At 69.0% G+C, this 616-nt stretch carries 1 protein-coding gene; it reads left to right on the top strand.

Translation table 11 applies throughout. The features are described from left to right. A partial coding sequence (locus ACNPM4_RS00840) for an HpcH/HpaI aldolase/citrate lyase family protein (protein WP_448984377.1) occupies window positions 1–596 on the top strand: 596 nt, incomplete at its 5' end. Between the last annotated feature and the right edge of the window lie 20 nt (window positions 597–616).

Below are 616 nucleotides of genomic sequence, written 5' to 3' on the forward strand. Positions count from 1 at the left end.
CGTTCACGGCCGACCTCGACGCACTCGCCGAGACGGACTTCCGTACGGTGATGGTAGCGAAGACGGAGAGCGCCGAGAGCCTCGATGCGTTCGACCAGCGGTACTCGCTGATCGCGCTGTGCGAGACCGCGCGCGGCATCCATGCGGCCGACCGGATCGCCGCGCACCCCCTGGTGACCGCGATGATGTGGGGTGCAGAGGATCTCGTGGCCTCTCTCGGCGGAACCTCGTCACGGAATACGGAGGGTGGCTATCGCGATATCGCCCGGTACGCCCGTGCTCGTGTCCTCCTCGAGTCCGGCGCGCACGGCAAAGCGGCCATCGACGCCGTGCACATCGACATCGACGACGCCGAGGGGCTGCAGCGCGAGGCGATGGACGCCGCCGCCTCGGGGTTCCAAGCCACGGCCTGCATCCATCCGAACCAGGTGTCGGCGATCAGGGCCGCGTATCGGCCGGACGACGGTGCGGTGACCTGGGCGCGGGCGGTGCTCGCGGCTGCGGCCACGGAACGCGGCGTGTTCCGCTTCGAGGGACGGATGATCGACGAACCGGTGCTTCGGCACGCGCGATCGGTCGTCACCCGCGTCAGCTGATCAGAGGACCTTCGACTCCT

Source organism: Microbacterium umsixpiens (assembly GCF_053543675.1).